Annotated in this window: 22 protein-coding genes; 5 read left to right on the forward strand and 17 right to left on the reverse strand. The window is 45.0% G+C overall.

Annotated features, from left to right (window positions below):
- Window positions 1-9: 9 nt before the first annotated feature.
- The 9 genes from ACXADE_RS12475 to ACXADE_RS12515 form a co-directional block, all read right to left on the reverse strand.
- Window positions 10-1,275: an ammonium transporter gene (locus tag ACXADE_RS12475; RefSeq protein WP_474980791.1), complete on the reverse strand. Its 1,266-nt coding sequence runs from the start codon at window positions 1,273-1,275 to the stop codon at window positions 10-12.
- A gap of 289 nt (window positions 1,276-1,564) precedes the next feature.
- Window positions 1,565-2,320 carry a polysaccharide deacetylase family protein gene (locus ACXADE_RS12480; protein WP_474980792.1) on the reverse strand — a complete coding sequence of 252 codons (756 nt, stop codon included), beginning with the start codon at window positions 2,318-2,320 and terminating at the stop codon, window positions 1,565-1,567.
- Between the two features lie 171 nt (window positions 2,321-2,491).
- Window positions 2,492-2,779, reverse strand: a complete 288-nt coding sequence (locus tag ACXADE_RS12485) for a hypothetical protein (protein ID WP_474980793.1) — start codon at window positions 2,777-2,779, stop codon at window positions 2,492-2,494.
- An 880-nt stretch (window positions 2,780-3,659) separates the two neighbouring features.
- Window positions 3,660-4,040 carry a hypothetical protein gene (locus ACXADE_RS12490; RefSeq protein ID WP_474980794.1) on the reverse strand — a complete coding sequence of 127 codons (381 nt, stop codon included), beginning with the start codon at window positions 4,038-4,040 and terminating at the stop codon, window positions 3,660-3,662.
- Between the two features lie 161 nt (window positions 4,041-4,201).
- Window positions 4,202-5,776: a long-chain-fatty-acid--CoA ligase gene (locus tag ACXADE_RS12495; RefSeq protein WP_474980795.1), complete on the reverse strand. Its 1,575-nt coding sequence runs from the start codon at window positions 5,774-5,776 to the stop codon at window positions 4,202-4,204.
- 131 nt (window positions 5,777-5,907) lie between these two features.
- Entirely contained in the window at window positions 5,908-6,897 is a 990-nt protein-coding gene (gene bioB, locus ACXADE_RS12500) for a biotin synthase BioB (RefSeq protein WP_474980796.1), read from the reverse strand.
- A 193-nt stretch (window positions 6,898-7,090) separates the two neighbouring features.
- The gene (locus ACXADE_RS12505; RefSeq protein ID WP_474980797.1) at window positions 7,091-7,561 is read right to left on the reverse strand and encodes a ferritin-like domain-containing protein; all 471 of its coding nucleotides are present in this window, start codon (window positions 7,559-7,561) and stop codon (window positions 7,091-7,093) included.
- A gap of 260 nt (window positions 7,562-7,821) precedes the next feature.
- Window positions 7,822-8,457, reverse strand: coding sequence for a putative glycolipid-binding domain-containing protein (locus tag ACXADE_RS12510; RefSeq protein WP_474980798.1), 636 nt, complete (start codon window positions 8,455-8,457; stop codon window positions 7,822-7,824).
- Window positions 8,442-8,927, reverse strand: coding sequence for a GNAT family N-acetyltransferase (locus ACXADE_RS12515; protein WP_474980799.1), 486 nt, complete (start codon window positions 8,925-8,927; stop codon window positions 8,442-8,444). Before ACXADE_RS12515 ends, ACXADE_RS12510 begins: the two co-directional genes overlap by 16 nt.
- 207 nt (window positions 8,928-9,134) lie before the next feature.
- Between ACXADE_RS12515 and ACXADE_RS12520 the strand changes: the two genes are divergently transcribed.
- A complete protein-coding gene (locus tag ACXADE_RS12520; RefSeq protein ID WP_474980800.1) occupies window positions 9,135-10,187 on the forward strand; it encodes a DUF2515 family protein in 1,053 nt (350 codons plus the stop codon).
- A gap of 101 nt (window positions 10,188-10,288) precedes the next feature.
- On the opposite strand, the gene ACXADE_RS12525 is transcribed toward ACXADE_RS12520, so the two are convergent.
- From ACXADE_RS12525 to ACXADE_RS12555, 7 genes are all read right to left on the reverse strand, one after another.
- Window positions 10,289-11,050, reverse strand: a complete 762-nt coding sequence (locus ACXADE_RS12525; RefSeq protein WP_474980801.1) for a class I SAM-dependent methyltransferase — start codon at window positions 11,048-11,050, stop codon at window positions 10,289-10,291.
- Between the two features lie 47 nt (window positions 11,051-11,097).
- Window positions 11,098-11,547: a hypothetical protein gene (locus ACXADE_RS12530; RefSeq protein ID WP_474980802.1), complete on the reverse strand. Its 450-nt coding sequence runs from the start codon at window positions 11,545-11,547 to the stop codon at window positions 11,098-11,100.
- A gap of 253 nt (window positions 11,548-11,800) precedes the next feature.
- Window positions 11,801-12,025, reverse strand: a complete 225-nt coding sequence (locus ACXADE_RS12535; RefSeq protein ID WP_474980803.1) for a YqkE family protein — start codon at window positions 12,023-12,025, stop codon at window positions 11,801-11,803.
- On the reverse strand, window positions 12,022-12,354 hold the full coding sequence (locus ACXADE_RS12540; RefSeq protein WP_474980804.1) for an iron-sulfur cluster biosynthesis family protein: 333 nt from the start codon (window positions 12,352-12,354) through the stop codon (window positions 12,022-12,024). Before ACXADE_RS12540 ends, ACXADE_RS12535 begins: the two co-directional genes overlap by 4 nt.
- A gap of 62 nt (window positions 12,355-12,416) precedes the next feature.
- On the reverse strand, window positions 12,417-13,691 hold the full coding sequence (locus ACXADE_RS12545; RefSeq protein WP_474980805.1) for a Y-family DNA polymerase: 1,275 nt from the start codon (window positions 13,689-13,691) through the stop codon (window positions 12,417-12,419).
- Window positions 13,692-13,885: 194 nt separating this feature from the next.
- Window positions 13,886-14,680: an SDR family NAD(P)-dependent oxidoreductase gene (locus ACXADE_RS12550; protein ID WP_474980806.1), complete on the reverse strand. Its 795-nt coding sequence runs from the start codon at window positions 14,678-14,680 to the stop codon at window positions 13,886-13,888.
- Window positions 14,681-14,684: 4 nt separating this feature from the next.
- Window positions 14,685-15,650 carry an MBL fold metallo-hydrolase gene (locus tag ACXADE_RS12555; RefSeq protein WP_474980807.1) on the reverse strand — a complete coding sequence of 322 codons (966 nt, stop codon included), beginning with the start codon at window positions 15,648-15,650 and terminating at the stop codon, window positions 14,685-14,687.
- 222 nt (window positions 15,651-15,872) lie between these two features.
- Here ACXADE_RS12555 and ACXADE_RS12560 point away from each other — a divergent pair, with 222 nt between their 5' ends.
- Complete coding sequence (locus tag ACXADE_RS12560) at window positions 15,873-17,396, forward strand: AbgT family transporter (protein WP_226590718.1); 1,524 nt, start codon at window positions 15,873-15,875, stop codon at window positions 17,394-17,396.
- 122 nt (window positions 17,397-17,518) lie between these two features.
- On the opposite strand, the gene ACXADE_RS12565 is transcribed toward ACXADE_RS12560, so the two are convergent.
- Window positions 17,519-19,141: a M20/M25/M40 family metallo-hydrolase gene (locus ACXADE_RS12565; protein WP_474980808.1), complete on the reverse strand. Its 1,623-nt coding sequence runs from the start codon at window positions 19,139-19,141 to the stop codon at window positions 17,519-17,521.
- Window positions 19,142-19,223: 82 nt separating this feature from the next.
- On the opposite strand from ACXADE_RS12565, the gene ACXADE_RS12570 reads away from it, so the two are divergent.
- The 3 genes from ACXADE_RS12570 to namA are packed head-to-tail and all read left to right on the forward strand — an operon-like array spanning window position 19,224 to window position 22,145.
- Window positions 19,224-19,970 (forward strand): glycerophosphodiester phosphodiesterase, encoded by a 747-nt coding sequence (locus ACXADE_RS12570; protein WP_474980809.1) that lies wholly within the window; start codon window positions 19,224-19,226, stop codon window positions 19,968-19,970.
- The gene (locus tag ACXADE_RS12575; RefSeq protein WP_474980810.1) at window positions 19,912-21,132 is read left to right on the forward strand and encodes a glycosyltransferase family 2 protein; all 1,221 of its coding nucleotides are present in this window, start codon (window positions 19,912-19,914) and stop codon (window positions 21,130-21,132) included. Before ACXADE_RS12570 ends, ACXADE_RS12575 begins: the two co-directional genes overlap by 59 nt.
- Complete coding sequence (gene namA / locus ACXADE_RS12580) at window positions 21,129-22,145, forward strand: NADPH dehydrogenase NamA (protein ID WP_474980811.1); 1,017 nt, start codon at window positions 21,129-21,131, stop codon at window positions 22,143-22,145. Before ACXADE_RS12575 ends, namA begins: the two co-directional genes overlap by 4 nt.
- The last annotated feature ends 49 nt before the right edge of the window (window positions 22,146-22,194 follow it).

Here is a 22,194-nt window from a genome sequence, read left to right on the forward strand (position 1 = left end):
CCGTCGTCATTATGCTCCCGACTTTGTTTTTTTCGGGGGTGTCAAATTCTCAGGATAACCATAACCACCATGCTCACTCAAATCAAGACCCATAATTTCTTCTTCTTCGGAGACGCGTAGTCCTCCCATTGCTTTGTCCATGACTTTCAATATGATGAAAGAGACGACAAAAGCATACAAACCACTACTTACAACTCCCAATGTCTGGACCCATAACTGCTCGAAACCACCACCATAAAACAATCCCGGACGCCCAACTGAAGCAAGTTCAGGCGTAGCAAACAATCCATTGGACAACGTCCCCCATACTCCAACAACTCCGTGAACGGACAGTGCAAAGATGGGATCGTCAATTCTCCGTTTATCAAAGAATCGCATACTGAAAAAGACAATGCCTCCACCGATTAAGCCAATTAAAACTGCGGCCCATGGATCTACAAAAGCACAAGACGCGGTAATGGCCACAAGACCAGCAAGAGCACCGTTCAGTGTAGTCGGTACATCCGCTTTACCTGTAACCGCCCAAACCATCAACATAGCACCGATCGCACCAGCGCCGGCAGCAAGCTGTGTATTAAGTGCAACATATCCAAAGAAAGCATCCGCTACACCGAAAGTACTTCCTGCATTGAACCCAAACCAGCCAACCCATAAAATTAGAACACCTAAGGCGGTAAATACCTGATTATGTCCAGCAATCTCATTGGAGGAACCATCTTTATTGTATTTACCGATTCGTGGTTTAAGGATAATGGTAGCCGCTAAAGCCGCCGTGGCACCTGTTAAGTGAACCACGGTGGATCCTGCGAAATCCTGTTTACCGTGCGCCCCTAACCAGCCACCGCCCCAAATCCAGTGAGCGATGACTGGGTAGATGAGAATAGAAAACAATATAGCAAAAATCACATACGCAACTAGTTTGGCTCGCTCAGCAAATCCTCCGAATGCTATGGTCATAGCGATAGCAGCAAAAGCCAGCTGGAACATAAAATCTGTGGATCCCGCCAGACCTTCTCCCATTGTTGTGGCATCGCCGTAAAAGAAATTAGAAAAGCCTACGAAAGCATTCCCTTCCCCATAGATCAGCCCATAACCTAAAGCCCAGAAGACCACGGATACAATCCCTATTGTGAAAACCGTCTTCCCGGCTATATGCCCTGCATTTTTCATTCTTGTCGACCCTGCTTCCAGCAATATGAACCCGCCCTGCATTAGAATGACAAGAATCGTACAGACAATGATCCAAAGGTTATTCATTAAAAATGTCGTGTCCATTCTTCCGACTCCCCTTATGTTAGATTTTATTACATAATATGTTATGTAGCATTGTATCAAAGTCACAATATTTACACAACTGTAAATGTAAGGTTTCTTAACATAATATAAAATTCCATAGGCTGAAAGTGCCTGGAATCTTTCTTTGCTTAACGTTTTTACTCGTTTTACTTCTTTTCACCCTCCTTGAAGCGTCCGTTTGTTTTCCAGATGAATGGTCCTTCCCTTTCACAAATTCAAAATTCAACGAGGGTGCAAATAAAAAAGACCCCTGAAATCAGGAGTCTAATCATTCCACACCATTGACACCGTGAAGCAAATTGAACTTGTTTTGCTTTTGCAGCAACTCTGAGACGGTAACAAACTGATAACCTTCTTTCTTCAATTTAGGAAGGATCTGTTTAAGAGCACCGATGGTTTGAGAACGATCGCCTCCTGAATCATGAAAAAGTACAATATCTCCATTCCTCGTGTTATTCATCACCGTTTTGACAATGTTATGGACACCCGGGCTTTTCCAATCCCGTGTGTCCTGATGCCAGGACCACATCACAACCATATACCCTTCTTCATTTGCCGTATTAACGATAATATCGTTATACACACCACCTGGCGGTCGAAATAAACGTGGTGCATCACCAGTCAGGCTTTCCAGAACGTCTGATGTATTGTCCATCTCATGAATCAGCTCTTCTTTCGTTATCCCTGTAAAATCAGGATGATGAAAACTATGGTTGGCAAGTTCATGTCCATTTCTTACCATTGTTTTGATGATCGAGGGATTTTGCTGAGCTTTTGCCCCGACGACGAAAAAAGTGGCCTTCGCCCCATTTTCCTTTAATATATTGAGAATTTCCGGGGTGAACTCAGAACTAGGTCCATCATCAAATGTAATCGCAATATATTTCGATGATATAGGAACATCCCATATGGCCCTCCCCTGCTCTTCATAATAATTCCGCGGGTGGTCCTTTGCGTAAACGCTTTCAACATTAGTTTGGTTCATACATATAAGAAACATAAGCATCCATATGAGTGTTCTCAAGTGGATCCCCCTTCCTCTATTTACATTCAATCACTGTAAATATGGACGCTGTAATCAGTCCAGCAAACATACAAGTGCCTTTCCATTAGTTTGCAGGTCTGAGTGTTTTATTATCCTGGAAAATAAACGGAAAAAAACACATAAAAACCAGTTCCTGAATGGAAATGGTTTTTATTTTTGAGGCTTAAGAATGGTCCGCTGCAAGGGGGCCCCACCCATCGATACATTTCTCTCAATGAAAATAAAGGATTTGCCGTCGACTTTAAAAACGTAGTCCCCTTGATACGCTACTTCGTGACCTCTTTCATTTAATTCTTTTTTTATAGCCTGGATATACTCTTGATGATTGGTATAGCGTTCATCAAAATCGATTTGCATGTGCCCTTTTCTATACCCCATCAACCAATTAAAGAGAAAAAGCAGCCCGACCGCTGCCACGCCGCTGAAAATCCACATCATGATATCCCTCCTGCATCATCAAGTACGAATAACGGGATACAGAAGTTTCAACCCTATAAAAAAGGCTCTGTTAAAGTTCAGTGTTGATCTTTGCATCAACGGATGGAAGGGACAATAAATGATAGGAAGGTATAGAGGAATTCATTACCAAGTATCAAAACCTTTAGATGATCTCCTTTCACGATATAACCATTGAATCTTGTTGGATTATTATTTCAAAACGGAGTCTTAAGCTAAATGGCATGACTTTTGAAGACTTGATTTCGAGAATTTTGTGTTTTGGATAAGGGCTGCGGGGAATGACTCGCTTTCCGCGGGAGCGCGGTGAGCCTCCTCGGACTACGTCCTGCGGGGTCTCACCAAGCACTCTCTTCCCGCAGGAGTCTCATCATTCCCCTTCGCCCTTTGCCATATAAGTGTCTCGAAACCACTACTTGAAAAATCAGCTTGTATGGGTAAGAGAAGGGAATGATATCATCTCTACCCCATTGTTTAGCATACGCAAATGTTTGATACTACGCACGATCTGCCCGCCTAGGGGAGAAAAATGGGAAACTTACGAATCCATACAGATGTTCGAACCTCAACCATTCAAGCTCACCCTTTTTAAAGTGGCTTCGAGACACTTATAAGGGAAAGGGGGCGGAGGGAAACGGTGAGACTCCTATGGGACGTGTGGGACAGGTGAGACCCCGGAAGGCGTAGCCTGAGGAGGCTCACCGCCCGCCCCATGGAAAGCGAACCTTTTCCCGGAGCCCCTAGCATCACACAAACATCTCGAAGCTGAGTCTTCAAGAAAAGAGCGCTTTCGTTGAATAAGCCAAATATAAAAAAGACCAGATGTCATCTGATCCTTCTGTCTCCATTGAAACATGGACTATTATTTTTCCATCATGCACGGCAGAACCCTGCATTCCGGCTCCTTTTCAGGAATGATATAACCGACCACATCATATCCTTTTCGCTTCAGCAGCCTTGCCGCCAAGTTTTTCTCTACTTCATCAGAAGAGATGAGTACGATGCTGTTTTTGGGAATGTCCTGATGGTGCCGCTCCAAATAAGCCAGCGGAAGACATATGGCATGGTCCAATGAAGCATGGGATGATGTTTGATAATCCCTTGTATCTACAGGGACCATCATGCCATTATTACCCGAGGACAATGCGGATCTATCCATTTTTTTCACATGAGCAGCTGGAAGGTACCGGCGAAGAAAGAAAAGGCTTGCTCCGACAAGTAACGTTACGATTACATACGACATGATGATCCTCCTTTTATCTTGAACTGAAAACATTTTATACCCTGCATGGTATATTTGTCAACTATGTAGCTTCATATTCCCGGGGACTATTAAAACAAAGAATGAGAGCGATTTCCACAAAAAAAGTCTGAAGGATATCCTTCAGACTTTTCAATCTCTATTCAATTGACCATTCGTCCGTGATTTTTCCAATATTTTTTCCGGATGACGACCTTCTGTATTTTACCAGACGCCGTTTTCGGCAGTTCTTCCATAAAAGAAACGCTTTTTGGTGCTTTGAAATGGGCCAGTTTTTCACGGCAGAATAATATCACTTCTTCCTCTGTCAAAACATCCCCGTGCTTCACCACTACTACCGCATGGGGTACTTCTCCCCATCTTTCATCTGGAACAGCCACAACCGCTGCTTCCAGCACTGATGGATGTTCATATAATACGGCTTCCACTTCAATGGATGATATGTTCTCCCCACCACTGATAATGACATCTTTCTTACGATCCACGATTTCGATATTCCCCTCACGGTCCACAACTGCCATGTCGCCTGTATGGAGCCAGCCATCACGAATGGCTTCATTCGTCGCTTCCTCATTTTTAAAATAACCTTCCATCACGTTGTTTGATTTCGTTACAATTTCTCCAATAGAAGCCCCATCGTTCGGTACCACTTCTCCCAGCTCGTCGACAACTTTCACCTGACTGCCGATCATTGCATATCCGGCTTTTGCCTTTAGTTGAAAACGTTCTTCAGCAGGACGATCAATGTCCATCGACCTCAGTTCAGAAGTCGTGATTAACGGTGAAATTTCTGTCATCCCGTATACTTGGATGAATTTCCATTTCAACTCTTCTTCAACCTTGCGTACAAATGCAGGAGGAGGAGCAGAACCTGCAATGACCACTCTAACATCCTGATGTATGATCGGCTCGTCTTTCTCGTAGGCTTCGATTACCATATTCAGCACGGTCGGGGCCATATGTAAAACAGAAACGCTTTGTTTCTTTATCTTTTCCAAGATCATATGGGGGTCTGTTTGGCGAAGCATGACCTGGGTAGCACCATTCGCCGTGTAATAGAAAGGAGACCCCCACCCGTTCACATGGAACATCGGCAGGACATGCAAAAGTGTATCCTGGTCGGAAACGTTCAGGTGATGCATGGATGATAATGCATGGAGATAATTGGAGCGGTGGCTTAACAATACCCCTTTAGGGTTTCCTGTCGTACCACTCGTGTATAGCAGAGAAGCGATGTCATCCTCTGCAACCGAAGCACGATCGTAACTGTCCTCGGAAAAGCTGGCCAGCCAGGTTTCATATCCCTCTGAAGATGAATCCCCATGGACGATTACATGTTGCAGGGAAGGAATCTCTTTTACCACCCCTTCCACAAGAGGAAGCAGCGTATGATCAACCATCAGCACTTTACTTTCGCTATGCTCCAAAATGAAGCGGTAATCCTCTGACTTCAACCTCGTGTTCAGGGGGGTCATGACTGCCCCTAATTGAAAGACGCCGTAGAACCCTTCCAGCATTTCCGTGGAGTTTGGAGCAAGGTACGCTACTTTGTCTCCTTTTCTTATTCCTAAAGATTCGAGCCCTCTGGATAGCTGGTTGACCCTGTTGTTCAACTCACGATAAGTAAATGTACGTTCATCGTCGATAATCGCTGGTTTCCCCCCATATAACTGGACCGCTCTGTCAAGAAACTCCGACAATACCAATGGTACATGCATTAGAAAATCTCTCCCCTTCAGATGATTTAAGCGCTTACACAATATTCTAATTGCAAACCTGTTATATATCAACAGTCCGATTTACATCGTGTGTGTAAACAGTTAAAAAAGACTGCCGGATAGCAGTCTTTTTACATCGATACAGGATCTTCATTGACCTTATCAATTTCAAACCCAAGATCTTTAATCATCCGGTGATCTTCCGTACTTTCCTGCCCACCCGTCGTCAAGTAATCCCCGATAAAAATGGAATTGGCTGGGTAAAGGCTTAATGGTTGAAGGCTTCTTAAATTCACTTCCCGTCCGCCTGAGACGCGGATTTCTTTTGTCGGGTTGATAAAACGGAACAAACAGAGGACCTTTAAACAATAGGACGGAGTAAGTTCGTCAGTCCCTTCCAGAGCCGTTCCATCGATCGCATGCAGAAAGTTAACAGGAATCGAGTCTGCATCAAGTGCTTTCAACGCCCTGGCCATTGCAATAACATCCTGCTTCGTCTCTTTCATACCGACGATTACACCAGAACATGGGGAGATTCCAACTTTTTTAGCGTCATTCACTGTACCTACTCGATCATGGTAGGTATGGCTCGTTGTAATCTTGTCATGGTGATTTTCAGAAGTATTGATATTATGGTTATAACGATCCACCCCTGCTTCTTTTAGCTGAACGGCTTGATCTTCCTTTAAGAGACCGAGGCAGGCACATACCCTCATATCATAATTTTCTTTGATCTCCCTTACAGCTGAAGTTACTATATCGAGCTCACGTTTCGAAGGACCACGACCGCTCGCTACGATACAATAGGTTCCCGACCCCATACGTGAAGCCTTTTCTGCCCCTTTCACAATCGTTTCCCTATCCATCATCCTGTATTTTTGAATAGGCGCACTAGAATCCCTGGACTGTGAACAGTAGCCACAATTCTCAGGACAGAATCCAGATTTTGTATTCACGATCATATTCAGTTTCACTTCATTTGCGTAATACGCTTTTCTAACTTGATAGGCATTATGTAATAAGTCGAGCAGTTCTTCGTCCGAACAATCAAGTACCTCATATGCTTCCTGATCTGTTATTTCTTCCCCATTCAGTGATTTATCTGCTAGTCGATCCCACATAAAAATTCCCCTCTCAACTTTTTGTTAACCTTAAATAATATAAGTTAACATTAAAGTTAGAATATCACACCTTCTTATAAAAATCACGGACATCTTAGCAAAGCACTCCCGCCCAGGGTATTATTCTCAAGAAGATGGAGAAGCAGAAGGAAGACCGCCCCTCTAATGGTCAGGTCTTCCAGTTAAATGGTCTTTATTTCTTTAGAGTTTGTAAGAAATATAAAAACCAGACGGCATGATTCTGCTCATCCGCGGCCGCCTGTCTGAACGTTTCTTTTATTGAAAGGTCCCGGGCCTTTCTTTCAATTTCATAATAAAAATCCGTCGTTTTCTGTTCATCCAAAAAAGCAGTTTCTACCCCTACTTCATACTGATTCGGACACGGCTCCGTGATTTTTGGTGAGGGCTGCCTCCCGGACAATTGCTGATAAACCTTTGTGAACGCATCATAATGACGGATCTCATCCTGGCGAATTTCATTAATCTGCAGCCTCGCTTCCTGAGTCGGAGCGAGGTCAGCCAATGTGTTGTAGCAGGCAATGGCACTATACTCACCATTAATTGCCCTTTCTACATCCTTTACTAAGGACTGGTCATTTTGAGTGCGGAAGAAGCCTTCATATCCATAAGGATTAAACGTGTATCCATACTGATTCCTGTACACACAGATCCCCCTGTTCCTTCATCCAATTATCCTATGACCAACGGGCAGATCATGTCACAGGTCACACCCCTTTTTCCTGAAAATGATTTCAATTCGTTTCTGGTTCCTGATGACCGAATTGATTACCGGGGAACCGAAGATGACCAGACGCATATGGAAGACCTGTGATTCCAATTACCGAACGGAGCAAATATAAATAAAGCGTGACGAAGTTTCCCTTCCTCACGCTTCACACCTTGTTTTTGTAAGTATTCAAATCTTTATTGAAAACGCTCGGATACAATCGGAGCATTTGCTAAAAAGGTCTTCTTGTGCCTTTGCATCTGACGTTCCCCCGATGTTTGCAGCGCTTTCCTGACGAACGCTCCGGGGTACTCGACGACCCACCCTTCCTCATCGATCACGAGGGCGGTTTCGTAATCTCTACAGCGATATTGGAAGATTCGATGCCCTTCATTATCCCCGAGATAAGTATAGACTTGCAGGAGAGGCAGTACTTCTTTTCGCAACACATCAATATAAACCATTTTGAATGTACGTCTTTCACCGATGTTCCAGGATACCCGGTTAATCGGAAGTGTGTTCGAAAACGGTGTGATCGTCAAATCGATGTTAGTTGCGCCATCCAAACTCTCATAATACTTTCCATTCACCCACCATTTATCCTGGTTTTCTGCTTGGATGACAAATGGCTCAGACTCCTCTTCGTAAAATATTTTCACTTTCTTCGTTTTCCAATCACGTCCAAGCTTCATGTCATAAGTAAAACGATGAGGTTCATCTTGATCGACTAGCAACACAGAACCTTTCGCCTCCATATGATCAGGCAACGTTTTTAAGAGTAAATATTCTGCACCTGCAGACTCCAGATGCTGCCACATTACGCGTTGCTCCATACGGTCTCCTCCTCTTTGGATAAATCGACATACCCTTTCATGCGAAGAACTTTCCCGTCTAGTTCCAACCCCATGTACTGCATCCTATTTTTTTCATAAAACCGTCGTGCTTGATGATTCCCCGGTGCCACCCGCAAATGAAATTCATGTAACTGCCGGTTCCTGAGAAAATTCAGGGTGTAATGGTACAGGTACCTCCCTATGGCTTTCCCCCGCTGACTTGGAATGAGGTAGAACAGATGAATGTAACCAATCCTCTGCCCATTGTAGTCTTTTTCGGATATCTCCAACTGACCGATAACTTCTCCATCCTTCTCCGCCATGACAAAACCATCAGAATATTGAGCTGCTTTTTCCCGAGCAAAGGATAAGTAAGCGCACTCATCAAACCCGTCGGTACTTCCGAAACTCACTAGAAATGAATCTTTACGAAAATCCAGAATTGTGGCTTCATCTTTGTCTACATTCATTGCTCTGAACTGAATGATTGTTCCACCTCCATGATTAAAGGGGGTCAAAATGAATCAAACGATCTTGCTCATAGATCATGACTTTATCTCGTGCTCCTCCTCCCCTAAAAATTCGCTGCCCGTATTGAAATTCCTTCCTTATTTACATAGGGAATCAAGAGAGATGAATACTAATACCAACTAAGAAGGACTGAAAGGAGGAAAATAATGTCCTATTCAAAGTGGCGGACACTGAAGAAGGATTTGAAAAAATCACGGAAGACACCAATCGCAACCATGACTTTAGAGGAAAAGAGACTCCTGCAGCGAATTCGCATTCTCACAAGAGAAAACAACCGAAACAATGTGACAAGGACGATGGCTTATTTTCATTATTACGAAAAACATCCCGGCCTTCATTGGGCGCTCCTTGCCCATCTTGTTTCAAGAAATGCTGGTTGGAATATGACGGACTTGAAAGGCGAATACCTTCCAAATATACTGACCAAAAATGAAGAAAACGACTTCTTTATCTTTCTAGAGCGTGGCAACTGGCTTATTTTTCAAGATGCTTACCCCCAGCTGTTGTTATATGAGGAAAGTTTAAAAGCAGAACAACCTCTCTTTCATCTTCTTGATGGATTGAATGTATCCAAATTCATGCTGCCGTTTTGGGAGCGATATTGGGAACAAAAAGATAGTAAAGAGCTGACTCAGGCGCTTATCGTCAATGAGCAGAACTATATTGAAGGTCGTGTCGTCCATAACCCCCGTTACATGAGATCGGTTATAGACAAACTAGTGTTTAAAGCTCAGGATATTCTCTCTATGAATCACATCCTTTTCCCCTATAGCACGACTGGAGAACCAGCGGTCATCGGAGGGACCGTCCATCATTTCTCTGACGTCCATGACCGGGTTCTTCTCGGCCGTTCCCTTTATGAGCTTCTCTATGACAACGAGTCTCGTCTGGAGCAGATAAAGAGATGGTGCACCCTACAAACTCATACAGGATCACGGAAAGATTACTGGCCCCACCTTTTCCATGATGAATACATGGATAAAAGTCCAAAAATATACAGCCCCAAACTGGAACAGGCATGGAAGGACTGTGTCCATACAGCGCCGGAAAAAGAGGACTGGTTTAATAATTTTCGTATGCTTCGTGCCATGAAGAAAAAAGTGAAGAAATTCAGTGGAGATATAGAGCCTGTTTATAACCGGACATTGGAAGAAATCAAGGTCGCTTCTCAAACAAAGGAGACATTGTTCAAACATTGAGGATGATAAGGCTATTTCTAAATCATTGGCTTTATTACCATTTAAAGTTCAGCAAAAAAAGAAATGATTTAGAGCTATTTGTTTGCCTTAGATGCTCCACCTTATAGGTTAAGCTTTACGGCTCTTGTTGCGACCATCGTTTTAATATACGAATCAATGGTTCGGCCACCGCCGAAATCATCTTCGTACATACCAGTAATGACAAACCCTGCGTCCGTCTGTCCTTGCAGTTGATCTTCTAGTGTGTGTCCAAATTCCAGCGTTACCCCCTCTTTCACTTCTTCCTTTTCAAGGGCCGAATAAGGAATGGTTTGGCAAACTTCCAACTGTCCTTCATCCTCTTTGTCTGCATCAAACAAATAAAGGACAGGGTTCATGAAACCTGCAATAAGGCACCCTTCTCTCTTTAAAACACGTGCCGCTTCTCTCCAAACCGGACGGACGTTTTCAATAAATACATTGGAGACAGGGTGAACTATCATATCGAAACTCTCGTCAGCAAAAGAGGATAAATTAGTCATCTCACCCTGCACAGTTTTCAAATCCAGGCCCTCCTTCTGAGCGATTTGTTCATCTTGTTGAAGCTGCCTTCCAGATATATCAAATACGGTCACTTCGGCTCCGGCAACAGCTAGAACCGGCCCCTGCTGCCCACCGCCAGACGCTAGGCAGAGAATTTTCAACCCTTTCAACGAATCAGGAAACCACTCTCTTGGTACCTGTCGATCGGCCGTCACTCCGACCGACCATTCTCCACCACGTGCTTTTTCTATGATGTCGTGAGATACTCCTTGCGTATAACGCACGCCATCTTCTACCTTTTTATCCCATGCTCTACCGTTGTGAGCCGCTGTTCGATTCATTTTTTTCTCTCCTCCATTAACGCTTGGTATGTAGTGCAGGCATAGCATTAAGCGAAATGCACTGTTCTGTTCATGCGCATCCCATATTGCTGCTTCAAGTCATTCATCAGGAATTCCCGGTCTTCCCTTGATAGATACTCAAGATAAATCGTCTCTTCTTCCCCACATTCCAGACGGATAGAAAGCACATCATCTATCTGTTGAATGCGCTGGATCTGTTCATCTTCGATCCTGGCATTCGGATCAGCAATCCCATGTCTAATATCGAGTACATCTTCTTCAATCGTGACATAATCCCGCTCAGGCATACGGTATAAATGGACCATCTGCCATAATCCTAAAAGACAGACCACCACGGATAGAAAAACGATAATCGTGTCGACACGACCATTCAGATAAAGAGACACTCCGGCCGGCACTAAACTTGTAATCCCATGAATCAATGAACCTCTTGCTTTTTTCCTCCACAAATCTGTATTGCTGTATGAATAACTCATTCTCTCCCCCTCTTACCTATCGCAGAACATGCTGGACCTACCATTTAGATGATATTACTTGAATGAAAGCTCACTGTTCATCTATCGTTTGTCCTCTCCTTTTCTTTACGTAGAACTCAGCTGGAACGTTTCAACTTTTCTACATTAGAATAAATCCGAACAACAGAACCAGAGGTATGAATGAACAAAGACCTTCTCTTGGCAAATGGCTCCAGAGAAGGTCTTTATTTAAAATCACTCATTATTCGGCTGATTATTTCTTGAAAGATTTCCAATCAAGGTCACTTTCATTCAATAGTTCCTCAAAGCTTTTGTTCGCTTCTGCACGCTTACGTTCTTCTATGCGTCGCTTTTTCTCCTGTTCTTCACGCTCCACGGCCTGCTGTTTCCATTCCGTCTTTTTGGATTTAAGCTTCGACAGTACATCTTCATTCAGCTGATCCCCAAGAGATCCGGGCTGTTGTTTTTTCTTACTCATACCGTTGCTCCTTCTTTCACATCTTTGATCGGAATAATTGGATTTAAGATGCCATCAGGGCTTGAAAGTCTGAACGTACCTTTTACGAAATCCAACTTCATATCTTTTTTGAAAAAGGTCGCCTGCTGCTGATCGATGATGACATCATAATCGTCATTTTCTACTCGTCGATCCGTAGAGCGTTCCTCCTTTTCCAAACGGATGGTCGGCAGTCCATTGACGCCGCATCCGCATCCTTCCGTATCATAAAAGAGACGGAGCAGTGGACGTTCAGGGTCCTTTATTTGTTCCAACTGGTGGTTTGCATCTTCAGTGATGCGTAACTTCATCGCTCATCCCTCCTGTTCCTTCTATTGTAAAAAAACGACGCTGCCGAGGCAACGGTTCTGTTTTATTCTGCGTAATGGCCACCGACAAGACGGCTGCGATGGCGCGCCGTGCCTGCCTCCGTCCAGGAAACGGCCCGGAGAAGTATATCCTGGCCATAACGTTCCCGAATGTCGTCCATGACATAACCGAGATCTCTTTTCTTATCACGCCCATCATCAAACAAGTCGAGTTGGACATTGGCATCTTCCATAATGTTTCCAAGGGTGATGGAGATCCTTCGTACGACACCCCCGTTGTAAAACCGGTGAAACAGAGTGAGACAGGCATGGTAAATATCCATCGTAATGCTCGTCGGGTGGTCGATGGAAACAGACCGATGGAAGCCCCCGCCCCCTTCACTTTTACTGTAACCGATGCCAAGCGAAATCGTTCTCCCCGCATGCCCCTTTTTACGGGCACGCCGGGCCACTTCCTCACACATTTCCAAAATGACATACTTCACTTCTTCGGGGTCTTGATAATCACGAAGGAGAATTTGACTTTTCCCATAGCTTACCTGGCCATGGATAATCGGTGCACCAGGGTCCGACATGTCGATGCCATTCGCATGGTAATATAGTTGATTCCCCATGACGCCGAATGTTTTTTCAAGACGATCAAGCGGGTATTTCGCTAATTGTCCGACAGACCAGATCCCCATACGGTTCAACCGGTGTTCAAGCCTCGGCCCGATCCCCCACATTTCCGAAAGAGGGGCGACCGGCCACAACTTCTCCCGAAAATCATCATACGTCCAGCGGGCGATTCCTTTCTGTTTCGCTTCCAGATCGAGACAAAGCTTGGAAAGCAACATGTTCGGTCCGATACCGATGGCAGCATCCAGGTGAAATGTTTCTTTCAATTCGTCTACAATCATCTGGGCCGTTTCTTCCGGAATCCCAAATTTCCCTTTATTATTACCGACTTCTAAGAAACTTTCATCGACACTGTACGTATGGATATTTTCTTTCGGGACGAATTTGTGAAACAGGTTTGTGACTTGGGTTGAGACTTCCAGGTACTTCCTCATTTGCGCGGAGACGATGACAATTTCCGGTGCAGAAGGAATTTCAAAAAGACGGCTTCCTGTCCGAATGCCGTACTTCTTTTTCATAGCCGGCGTCGCAGCCAGAACAACACTTCCTCTACGACTCGTATCCGCAACGACAGCGAGCGGCACCGTGAGCGGATCAAGCCCCCGGTCAATCGCTGCACAGCTTGCATAGAAGCTTTTCATATCCACGCACAAAATCCCCCGATCCAGATACCTCCCATAATCGATGTTCGGATTGCCCATAATCGTCCCCACCTCCTTTACTTATCTATACCCTCATTATGCGAATATATGTTCGGTTTATCAAGTGCCAATTCCTGTATAACCAGGTCTTACATATTTTGACGTACCAGGTCATACATAATTTTCCATATCAATCCCTAACAAAAAACCCCTTCTTTCCGTTTGTGGAAAGATAGGGGTCGGGGTGTTGTCGATTATTTTTTGTTGAATTGCTTTTGCATAAGTTTCTCTATCGCGACTGGAGCAAGAGAGTAAACTTTGCTCCCGGAGTCCATCCAGGACGGCATATTGATTTCCCTCTGTTTTGTAAAAAGTTGGTCGACAACGGTTCGTGCTACACGGTTGGGATCAAGCATAATTTTATCGACCGACTTCTCATATTTACCACTCGGGTCAGCCTGCTGAAAAAATTTCGTTCGCACAGGACCGAGATTTACGGACGTGACATAAATGCCGAGCGGCTCCACTTCCATTCTCAATGCATTGGTGAAGCCGATGACCGCATGTTTTGTCGCAGCATAAACCGCTGATTTCGGGGTTGCGATTTTTCCAGCTTGCGATGCAATGTTAATGATGTGTCCTTCCCCGTGCTGTACCAAATGCGGAAGCAGCTGATGAGTGGCACGAAAAAGGGATTTCACATTCACAGACAGCATCCGTTCAATGTCCTGCCAGTTTGATTCCGCCACATGTTCGAACACGGCGATTCCAGCGTTGTTGATCAGTCCGTCAACTGACCCGTGCTCATAACATATCCGGTCGATCGTATCTTTCCATTCCGCATCATTGGATAAATCCGCAGAATACCAAGGACTTTCAATTCCGAAAGCCTCTTCAATTTTTTCAGCGATGATTTCCAGTTTGTAAGACGTACGGGCCACCAGAATCGGAGTCCCGCCTTGGCGGGCGACGTGGATGGCGAGAAATTCACCAATCCCACTTGACGCTCCAGTAATCAGTACTTTCTTTCCTTTTACTCGTTCATTCATCCGATCACCTATTTGCTTGATAAAATTTTTCCTCTTCTACGAAAGTTTCCTTAAGTTTCCCGCTGCTCTCCAGGTAATCCAGTTGTCCGATTGTTTCAGACATCGTTAGTCCGAATTGACTTTCAATATGTTTCGGAAAGAGACGCTTGCATACATCATATGCACGTAAAGGCCCCTCACTAAACATCCGGTAGACCTTCTCGGCCCGATGTTCCTGTTTTTTCAATCGTTCCTGGATCAACTCGTGAGCATGGTCAAATACTTTCCCGTGTCCAGGGTATACCGTCCCAATCTCCCACTTCAACAATTTTTCCATGGATTGACGGTAATCAAGAAGCGGGCGCGGACGTGGATCCCCTGGAAGATAGGGGGGCTCCAATAACGGGTTCGAAGAAATATGGGAGAGCAGATGATCGCCGCCCAGCAAAGCACCATCCCCGCTTCTGAAAAATGATAAATGGCTTTGAGCATGCCCGGGGGTCTCGATCGTTTCCCATTCTTCATGACCCGGCAGAAGGCACCCTTCTTTCAAAGCATGGGTGAGCGTTCCTTCCGAGGTCCATTTCAACGTCTTTCTCAATCCCTTCAGTAAGGGAAAGAAACGATCCGGAACACCGGCTTCCTTATACATCCCTTTGAAAAACTCCTCATAATGAGAAAAATATTCTTCATCCCGTTCAAGCCAGGGCTTCAAATAGGGATGTCCGGCAATCACCTCGACATTCGTCAACCGGTCGACAAGTCCCATGTGATCCGGATGATGATGTGTTAAGATCACCTGTTCAATATCTTCGGCACGGTAACCCACGTCCTTTAATTGTGCGACGAGGGACTCCCAGCAGTCTTCCGTTTTCACACCGGCATCCACCAGGGAAAGACGGTCGCCCTTCAGTAAGTACGCATGCACGTCCCCGACAGCATATGGGGTTGGCAATGTGATTTGAGTAATCGTATCTTTCAATGTCTTCATACACTTCCTCCATACTGAATGATCATTCACTTTCCTTTATTGTAGCATGATTATCCTATCTTTACCTCCCTTATGACAAAGATTACATGCGTCATATAATTCACAATAGTTTTTCTAGTGGGACTTTTTCCAAAAGACTTCAAATAAAAATTACATACCATTATACTTTAACGCGTCATTGTAAATTTTAAAGAAATGTAAAGGTCAATAAGGAGGAAGATCATGGAACAACAGGAAAAGAAAGGGTTGACAATGCGCATACTCGACTGGATTGAGCGCGTCGGGAACAAATTGCCACACCCTGTCACATTGTTCGCAATATTTGCACTCATGGTTGTCGTCGCTTCCTGGATCTTCTCCACGATGAACGTGGAAGTTGAAGACCCAGCGACCGGCGAGACGTTACAAGTCGTCAACTTGCTTTCCAGTGACGGCATTCAATACATGTTTGAGAGCATGGTAGAAAACTTCGTAGGCTTCGCGCCGCTCGGTACCGTCCTCGTTACGATGCTTGGTATCGGAATCGCCGAGCGTTCAGGGCTGATCAGTGCTATGCTTCGTGGACTCGTTACATCCGTACCACGTTCACTGATGACAGCAGCGCTCGTATTCGGTGGTATCATGTCCAGTATGGCAGCTGATGCCGGTTACGTTGTTTTGACACCACTCGGAGCAGTTCTATTTGCCGGTCTTGGCCGTCACCCACTTGCAGGTCTTGCTGCCGCATTCGCGGGTGTATCCGCTGGTTTCAGTGCCAACTTGCTGCTCACATCACTGGATCCATTGCTTGGTGATCTGACAATTCAAGCAGCGGCAACGATTGATCCTGCATACGCTGACACGATTCTTTATACGATGAACTATTTCTTCATGATTGCATCTGTTTTTGTTCTTACGATTGTCGGTACACTTGTCACCGACAAAATCGTCGAACCGCGCCTTGGGGATTACAAAGGTGGCGTAGAAGAAGAAGTCAACTACCTTTCTCCACTCGAGAAAAAAGGGATGATTGGTGCTCTGATCGCGTTCATCGTGACGATCGGGCTGCTATCCCTGCTCGTCGTACCATCCTGGGGACCGTTGCGTAACCCTGATGATTTCTTAGCTTCACCATTTTTCCATAGCTTAGTGCCTGTCATTCTGATCATGTTCTTTGTTCCTGGTTATGTTTACGGGAAGATTACAGACGAGATCAAGAATGATAAGGACGTAGCCAATCAAATGTCTGATACGATGGCAAGCATGGGAATTTACATTGTCCTTGCCTTCACGGCTGGGCAATTCGTAGCCTACTTCAACCATACGAATCTCGGAAAAGTCATTGCTGTCAGCGGTGCAGAATTCCTTGATTCCATCGGTTTCACAGGTATCGGACTTATCATTGCATTCATGTTCGTAGCTGGTTTCATCAACCTGTTCATCGGAAGCTCATCAGCGAAATGGGCGATTATGGCTCCCGTATTCGTACCGTTAATGATGCAGCTCGGCTACTCTCCGGAGCTTACGACACTTGCTTACCGGATTGCCGACTCTACGACGAACATCATTTCACCATTGATGCCATACTTCGCAATCGTCATTGCGTTTGCCCAAAAGTATGATAAGAAGGTCGGTATTGGTACATTGATATCTACCATGCTTCCTTATTCCATTGCATTCTTTGTCATTTGGACATTGATGCTGCTGATTTGGATGCTGACCGGATTGCCGATCGGTCCTGGAGCAGGATTCGAATACAATGGTTAACCCATCCTAAGCAAAAGCGTCCGGAATTGTATTCCGGACGCTTTTTTTAGGACTTACATCTTGACCTGATGCACTGGGAACATGAGATTTCCACCCATACGGATGTCTCATTAAGTATCCATTCATTTTTCCCTCCTGAAAAACTCATGGATAACCCTAGTCAATATTTTCGGTAGCTTTTCAAAGCTATAGGACAGTTCCAAACGTTCGGTCCATTGATGAGGATCCCTTCCAAGTGGACCAATATTGATGATCGGCATTGTAATCGATTCCATCACTTCTGAAGGCCACTCAAAGCCATTGCCGTGGATAGGCATCTGCTTCGTCAAATCTGATAACGAAGAGGTTGAGGAAGTGGGGCCAATAAAGCTCAAGTCGCTTAATCCAGTAAAGTACTCCACTACCTCCAAGTCCTCATTAAACTCTTCTCTCGCATAGTCGATCGCTGTCTTTACCCCGTGCTGAATGTAAGAATCGTCCTGGGAGGATACAGCCGGATAAAAAGGCGGGCTGTAAAAAAGGACGATCATAGGACTGATGTCTTTGCAAATGGAAGCGAGACTTTGGACGAGCGTCGTGGAAAAATCACGGTCTCCCTGGTCTCTCAAATTGACTAACCGGTTCTGTCTGCGGTCGACTTCCATCTTCCCGTAACGTGCCACTGCTTCTTTGTACAATTGGTCATAGGTCAGAATGGTGATGTCCGGATGAAAGGCTGACGACTGCGTTCCTTCCAAATAAAAAGAAGCCTGATGATGGTAATGGTTGATTATTTTTGCTTTTGCGCGCTGCGCTGCCTGCAGGAGTTTTTCATTTAGTTCTGCAATGGACTGCTTCATATAAAGAACATTGTACATCGCAACAGCAGCCTGTGGAGTCTGTACCGAATACTCAAATTTCAAATCGCGCTGCATAAGACTGATGGGCGGAGGCGTCCGTTCTCCATCCACCTTTTCAATAAAGGCTTCATTCAGCTCCATTTCCTGTGCCAAATAGCTGACCATCAAATTAGCATTCAACCCTCCAAAAGGCTCTCCTGCATGGGTTTCTTTTCCGTAACATAAGAACCCGGGCAGCGTCTTTCCGATCGAACCGGTGTACAAATAGTATGCAGGATCACCCGGGTATTTGCTGAACATCGGCTCACCGTTCAGCGCCGCTTTATAGACAAGACCTTCTTTGTCACGGAGATCAGCCAGGGCTGGAAGGGCCGCAAGCATTCCTTCAGAATTCACTTCCTCATCCGGAACAGCTACAAGAAGGAGGTTGCCTTCAAACTCACCTGCCATCGCTTTTTCAAGGAGCGACAGATGGACGGTAAGGCCCGCTTTCATATCCATTGTCCCCCTTCCAAACAGCCAATTCCCTGACTCAAGGTCCCTGGCGGCTTCTTTTGGAAGGTCATCGATATTTTTATGTAGCTCTTGTGTCAGTTCCCTCGGATAAAAAGCGAGGTTTTGATAAGAGCCATAGTCATCCACCCCGACGACATCAACGTGGGAAATCAAGACAAGAGTTTCTTTTGCCTCGTCTTTTTTCACTAAGGCTGTCAGTAATTGACGACCATCCTCCAACGGATGCAAGTTCAGGTGACCGGGGCGTTTTTTATAATAATCGCGATCTTCTAAAATATAATATAAGTATTCGATGATTGCGATTTCTTCATTGCTGTTCGTTATACTTGGATACTCCACGAGGGAACATAGGAGATCCGTCATCTGTTCTTTTGTCTGCCAAATTGTCATGGGGGCTCACTCCTTATTGACTTTTCCTGGATTATCAAACACAATCAAACTCATAAGCTACTTGGAAGAGGTGAACGTCACGATGAAAACCTTGATCTACGCTCATAGAGGTGCGAGCAAGCTGGCCCCTGAAAATACGATGCCGGCATTTGAACTGGCGCGTACAGCCGGGGCGGATGGTATCGAAACGGATGTCCAACTTACAAAAGATCAGATCCCCGTCCTCATACATGATGAAAACCTAAGACGAACAACCAATGGAACAGGGTTCGTACAAGACTATACATATGCTCAGCTGCGCTTGCTTGATGCAGGAAGCTGGTTTTCTCCTAAATTTTCTGACACTTATATTGTAACACTGGACGAGTTTCTACGCTGGTTCCGTGACCAGCCCATGTTTTTGAATGTCGAACTGAAAACTAATGTCATCGCTTACAAAAATATTGAAAGAATCGTCTATGATTCTTTGAAACGTTATCATGTATTGGACCGGACAGTCATTTCAAGCTTCAACCCTGATTCACTTACACGAATGAAAGAGATCAACCCGTCAGTTCAAACAGCGTTCCTCACCTCGACAAAAATGCGCAACCTTCCCCAGTATGCTCGTTCACAGGGGTGTGACGCTCTACATGTCAAACATCGTCTTCTGGATAAGAAACTCGTGAAACGATGCCACAAAGAAAATCTGGATTTGCGAATTTATACGGTCAACCGCCCAACCATGATGAAAAAATGCTACAGCCTTGGAGTTAACGGGATTTTCACAGATGTGCCTCATCAAGCCATCGAATACCGCGACCTTTATCGAAAGCGCAAAAACCGCTGAGATGACTTGGTTCTTAGGCGGACTGGTGATCTTATGGACTTTACTTCTCTTCGATTTCGTCCAGGGCATGAAGAGAATACCGAAATTAGAAGCCACTTCCCCCTCTCCGTCCGTTAACCGGATTTCCATTATAATAGCTGCAAAAGATGAAGAGGATTCGATTAAAAATACGCTTCATACGCTCGTAAACCAGGAGGACGTAACGTTTGAAATCATCGCTGTGAACGACCGTTCCAGTGACCGGACAGGTGAAATCATGGAAGAAGCAGCTGCGATTCACCCAACGATCACAACCCACCACATCAAACAGCTGGCCGGTGGATGGCTGGGCAAAAATCATGCTCTTAAAAAAGGCGCCGAACTTTCGACAGGCGCTTATTTGGTTTTCACAGATGCCGATATCAGATTTGACCCAACCACCCTTGCTCGAGCGATGTCCTTGATGAAGCAACAAAGGCTGGACCATCTGACGGCAGCGCCGAACCTTGAAGCCCACTCCTATGCTTTAAAAGGATTAATCTCCTACTTTTTATTCGGATTCGGCTATTTAAAGCGTCCCTGGACGGCAAATATGGATAAACCGCGGGGAGGAATGGGGATCGGTGCATTTCAAATGGTGTCCAAAGAATGCTATCAGCAGATCGGCACCCATGACATTGTACGGTTCCGTCCGGATGATGACCTTGCATTAGGTCAAAAAATCAAGGAATCGGGCTTTCACCAAAAACTCGTTACCGCTAAGCAACTTTTAACTGTGGAGTGGTATCCTGATTTCAAATCTGCACTCCGCGGGTTTGAAAAAAATGCATTCGCTGGTCTGAATTATTCCATCCCATTGTCCATTTTTTCAATTGCCGGCATCCTCATCTCCCAAGTTCTTCCGTTCGGGATGATGTTTTCTGATAACTTCCTGATTCAAATAATTAGCGCCGTGAACGTCCTTTTGTTATTTTGTTTATATGGTTTAACCACTCATTCGTTTACGACTTATCCAAGGTGGATGATTTTCGGCCTTCCCTTTTATGCCCTTTTATTCGTATTCATGCTATCAAGGGCACTTGCTCTCACCTGGGTCCGGGGTGGAATCGAATGGCGTGGGAACCGGTATTCCACAAAAGAATTGCGAGAGTTTTTCCAAAAATCCGAGGAGGACCATCATTGAAGCACAAATTATTCGACCCTTATACAGTTAAAAATGTCACCTTAAAAAACAGAATCGTCATGTCTCCGATGTGCATGTATTCTTCCGATAATCAGGACGGTCGGGTTGAGCCCTTCCACCTCACCCACTATGAAAGTCGTGCAGCTGGACAAGTCGGTCTCGTTATGATTGAAGCGACGGCCGTTTTGCCGGAAGGACGCATTTCTCATGAGGATTTAGGCATCTGGAATGATGAACATATATCAGGTTTGAAGCAGAATAATCAAGGAATTCATCGTCACGGGGCAAAAGCAGCGATTCAACTCGCTCATGCCGGCCGGAAAGCCAACCTGAAAGATGAAATATTCGCACCTAGTGCTGAGGCTTTCAGTTCGTCCATGAAGATTCCGAGTGAAATGACGACCGAAGACATCAAACGTACAGTGAATGCCTTTCGCATGGCAGCCGGACGTGCCAGAAAAGCAGGGTTTGATATCATAGAGCTGCATGGCGCTCACGGTTATCTGATCAATCAATTTCTTTCCCCTCTTACAAACAAGCGTGAAGATGAATATGGCGGACCAAGAGAGAACCGTTACCGATTCCTTCAGGAAACCATAGATGCTGTGAAAGAAGAATGGGAGGGCCCTTTGTTCGTTAGAATTTCCGGTGAGGAGTATCATGAAGACGGAAACCGGCTGGACGACTTCCTCTATTTTGCCCAGGAGATGAAAGCCCAGGGGGTAGATTTGATTGATGTAAGCTCCGGGGGAGTCGTTCCTGCTTCCATCGATCCATATCCAGGGTATCAGGTCACATTTGCTGAAAAGATCAAACACGGCTCCGGCATCGACACAGGGGCTGTTGGTCTGATTACGACAGGAAATCAAGCGGAGGAAATATTGCAGAATGAACGAGCCGATCTGATATTCCTCGCGCGCGCCCTCTTAAGAAATCCATACTGGGCAAAAGAAGCTGCTGATCAGCTTGGATATCCTTTAGAGGGACCAAGGCAATATACACGTGGCTGGTGATTTTTCTAAACTGTCGGAGATACATCCGGCAGTATTTTTTATGGCATTT

This window comes from Halobacillus sp. ABR2_026, from assembly GCF_056158545.1.

Coding starts and splice junctions, on each gene's coding strand:
- ACXADE_RS12565 (WP_474980808.1), bottom strand. CDS start 19,141: ATGACAATTTGGCAGACAAAAGAACAGATGACGGATCTCCTATGTTCC.
- ACXADE_RS12530 (WP_474980802.1), bottom strand. CDS start 11,547: ATGAGTTATTCATACAGCAATACAGATTTGTGGAGGAAAAAAGCAAGA.
- ACXADE_RS12570 (WP_474980809.1), top strand. CDS start 19,224: ATGAAAACCTTGATCTACGCTCATAGAGGTGCGAGCAAGCTGGCCCCT.
- ACXADE_RS12485 (WP_474980793.1), bottom strand. CDS start 2,779: ATGATGTGGATTTTCAGCGGCGTGGCAGCGGTCGGGCTGCTTTTTCTC.
- ACXADE_RS12490 (WP_474980794.1), bottom strand. CDS start 4,040: ATGTCGTATGTAATCGTAACGTTACTTGTCGGAGCAAGCCTTTTCTTT.
- ACXADE_RS12510 (WP_474980798.1), bottom strand. CDS start 8,457: ATGGAGCAACGCGTAATGTGGCAGCATCTGGAGTCTGCAGGTGCAGAA.
- ACXADE_RS12515 (WP_474980799.1), bottom strand. CDS start 8,927: ATGAATGTAGACAAAGATGAAGCCACAATTCTGGATTTTCGTAAAGAT.
- bioB (WP_474980796.1), bottom strand. CDS start 6,897: ATGTGGGATCGACTAGCAGATAAATCACTGAATGGGGAAGAAATAACA.
- ACXADE_RS12560 (WP_226590718.1), top strand. CDS start 15,873: ATGGAACAACAGGAAAAGAAAGGGTTGACAATGCGCATACTCGACTGG.
- ACXADE_RS12545 (WP_474980805.1), bottom strand. CDS start 13,691: ATGGGCAATCCGAACATCGATTATGGGAGGTATCTGGATCGGGGGATT.
- ACXADE_RS12575 (WP_474980810.1), top strand. CDS start 19,912: ATGTGCCTCATCAAGCCATCGAATACCGCGACCTTTATCGAAAGCGCA.
- ACXADE_RS12540 (WP_474980804.1), bottom strand. CDS start 12,354: ATGAAGTTACGCATCACTGAAGATGCAAACCACCAGTTGGAACAAATA.
- ACXADE_RS12475 (WP_474980791.1), bottom strand. CDS start 1,275: ATGGACACGACATTTTTAATGAATAACCTTTGGATCATTGTCTGTACG.
- ACXADE_RS12555 (WP_474980807.1), bottom strand. CDS start 15,650: ATGAAGACATTGAAAGATACGATTACTCAAATCACATTGCCAACCCCA.
- ACXADE_RS12550 (WP_474980806.1), bottom strand. CDS start 14,680: ATGAATGAACGAGTAAAAGGAAAGAAAGTACTGATTACTGGAGCGTCA.
- ACXADE_RS12525 (WP_474980801.1), bottom strand. CDS start 11,050: ATGAATCGAACAGCGGCTCACAACGGTAGAGCATGGGATAAAAAGGTA.
- ACXADE_RS12535 (WP_474980803.1), bottom strand. CDS start 12,025: ATGAGTAAGAAAAAACAACAGCCCGGATCTCTTGGGGATCAGCTGAAT.
- ACXADE_RS12495 (WP_474980795.1), bottom strand. CDS start 5,776: ATGCATGTACCATTGGTATTGTCGGAGTTTCTTGACAGAGCGGTCCAG.
- ACXADE_RS12520 (WP_474980800.1), top strand. CDS start 9,135: ATGTCCTATTCAAAGTGGCGGACACTGAAGAAGGATTTGAAAAAATCA.